At 52.3% G+C, this 2,336-nt stretch carries 3 protein-coding genes; all 3 read left to right on the forward strand.

Features of this window, described 5'->3' with window-relative positions; genetic code table 11:
* The first annotated feature begins 81 nt into the window (after nucleotides 1–81).
* The 3 genes from tnpA (at nucleotide 82) to tnpC (ending at nucleotide 2,315) form a co-directional block, all read left to right on the forward strand.
* On the forward strand, nucleotides 82–384 hold the full coding sequence (gene tnpA / locus CWC18_RS19610) for an IS66 family insertion sequence element accessory protein TnpA (protein ID WP_138675937.1): 303 nt from the start codon (nucleotides 82–84) through the stop codon (nucleotides 382–384).
* On the forward strand, nucleotides 381–731 hold the full coding sequence (gene tnpB / locus CWC18_RS19615; RefSeq protein ID WP_138675938.1) for an IS66 family insertion sequence element accessory protein TnpB: 351 nt from the start codon (nucleotides 381–383) through the stop codon (nucleotides 729–731). The genes tnpA and tnpB overlap by 4 nt, the downstream gene beginning before the upstream one ends.
* Before the next feature lie 75 nt (nucleotides 732–806).
* Nucleotides 807–2,315, forward strand: coding sequence for an IS66 family transposase (gene tnpC, locus CWC18_RS19620; RefSeq protein WP_138675939.1), 1,509 nt, complete (start codon nucleotides 807–809; stop codon nucleotides 2,313–2,315).
* Nucleotides 2,316–2,336 lie beyond the last annotated feature (21 nt).

Below are 2,336 nucleotides of genomic sequence, written 5' to 3' on the forward strand. Positions count from 1 at the left end.
GTAAGCGTCCGGCGAACCCCGTCTATCAAAAGCTGCTCTGAAATTTAAAATTCTTCCTGAACTTAATATCAGGAGAATCCAATGAAAAACCGACGCTCAGCCGCACAGTGGCAACAGCTCATAAATCGTCGTAAAGAATTCGACGGCACCAATGTCGAGTTCTGTCGGCGCCATGGTATTTCCATGACCAGCTTTTACAAACATCAGGCGAGTATCCGCAGCCGATCGACCAACAATTTTATTCAGGTGAAGACGACCACAGAACAAACCCGGTTTGAATCCCACGCCGAGCTCCAATTTGATGTTCGCTCCGGCACGCTGACTTTACCAATGTCACTGCCTGTCGAGCAGGTGGTTGCGATCGTCAGAGGGCTATTGCGATGAAGATGTTTGTTGGGGTGCCAGAGGTTTATCTCCATCACGCGTTCGTCGATTTTAGAAAATCGATTAATGGCCTGGCTGCGCTGGTTGAGTCCGAACTTGAATTGTCCGCCATGTCGGGGGCGGTGTTTGTCTTTTGCAATAAAGGCCGGGACAAGTTGAAGATCCTGTATTGGGATCGCACCGGCTTTGCGTTGTGGTACAAGCGCCTCGAGAAGGACAAATTCAAGTGGCCGACTAAGCTCCACGGCCCGACCTTGTCCTTGTCGGAGCAGCAATTGCACTGGCTGTTGTCCGGTTTCGATGTCATCGGTCATCGCCCGCTCTCACTGCAATCGGCGGTGTTATGACGATCTTGCATAGAAGTGGATGATCGCGAAAAAATCGTTCTAATTCGCGTCAGATAAGTCTGGTAACATACTGCCATGACATATAATTCCCATCTTCCCGACGATATTGAAGAATTAAAACGGCAGTTGCTAAAAGTTCAGCAAGAGCTGGCCGTGGTAAACGCCCGCAATCAATATCTCGAAGAACAATTTCGCCTCGCACAACACAAGCAATTCGGCAAATCGTCCGAAGGCTTCGCCGGGCAAGGTGAATTGTTTAACGAAGCGGAAGCGCTGGCCGGGCAGACCGAAGACACGCCGGAAAAAGAAGCCATCAGTTATGAGCGCAACAAACCTAAGCGCAAACCATTGCCACCCGAGCTGCCGCGTGAAACCCTTGTTCATGACTTACCCGATGAAGAGAAAGTCTGCGCCTGCTGCGAAGGCAAGCTGCATAAAATCGGTGAAGACAAAGCCGAGAAACTGGAGTTCATCCCGGCACAGGTTAAAGTCATCGAGCATATTCGCCCTAAATACGCCTGCCGCCGGTGTGAAAAGACCGGGACAAGCAACGCCATCAAGCAGGTGCCGGTGCTCGTCAGCCCGATACCGAAAGGCATAGCGACGGCCAGTTTACTGGCCCAGCTTATCACCAGTAAATACCAGTATGGCTTACCGCTGCATCGCCAAGAGGCCCTGTTCAAGCAGTACGGCATTGAACTTAGCCGCAAAACCATGAGCGACTGGATACTCAAATCGGCCACTTTGTTTGAGCCGGTAATAGAAAGGCTGAAGCAGAACTTACGGCAACAGGCCGTGATACACGCGGACGAGACGCCGGTCAAGGTGGTGCAATCCGACAAAGCCAAGAGTTACATGTGGTTGTATTGCACCGGCACCGATTCCCCGAGGGGCAATAACCCAATACCGAACATAGTGTTGTACGACTATCGCGATAGTCGTGCGGCGATGTGCCCGGTGGATTATCTCGACGGTTACTCGGGCTATTTGCAGGTGGATGGCTACCAGGCCTATGAGAAAACGGCAGCCACCTTGGTCGGTTGTTGGGCCCATGCCAGGCGCAAGTTCATCGAAGCGAAACAGGCCCAGGGCAAAGGTAAATCGGGACGTGCCGATATGGCGCTGAGTTATATCCAAAAGCTCTACGGCATCGAGTCGAAACACAAAGACAAAACCGTGGAAGAAAAACACCGGGCGCGCCAGCAACAGGCCAGGCCCGTCATCGACAAACTCCACGTCTGGCTGAGCAAACAAAACGTGTTGCCGAAAACCAAACTTGGCGAAGCCATTACCTATCTGAACAATCAATGGCCGAAGTTGGTGCGCTACCTGGAAGACGGGCGGCTCAACATAGACAACAACCGGGCCGAACGCGCCATCAAGCCCTTCGTGATCGGCCGCAAAAACTGGCTGTTTAGTCAAACGGCCAATGGTGCAAACGCCAGCGCCGCACTCTACAGCATTATAGAGACTGCCAAGGCCAACGGCCTGACACCATTCGACTACGTCATGAAGTGCCTGGAAGAGCTATGCCAGCCAGAGCCAGATATCGAATCCCTGCTGCCCTGGAATGTTAAGCTCTAAGTGGGATTGGCGGACGGATAC

Source organism: Pseudoalteromonas aurantia, from assembly GCF_005886875.1.
GTDB classification, from domain to species: domain Bacteria; phylum Pseudomonadota; class Gammaproteobacteria; order Enterobacterales; family Alteromonadaceae; genus Pseudoalteromonas; species Pseudoalteromonas aurantia_A.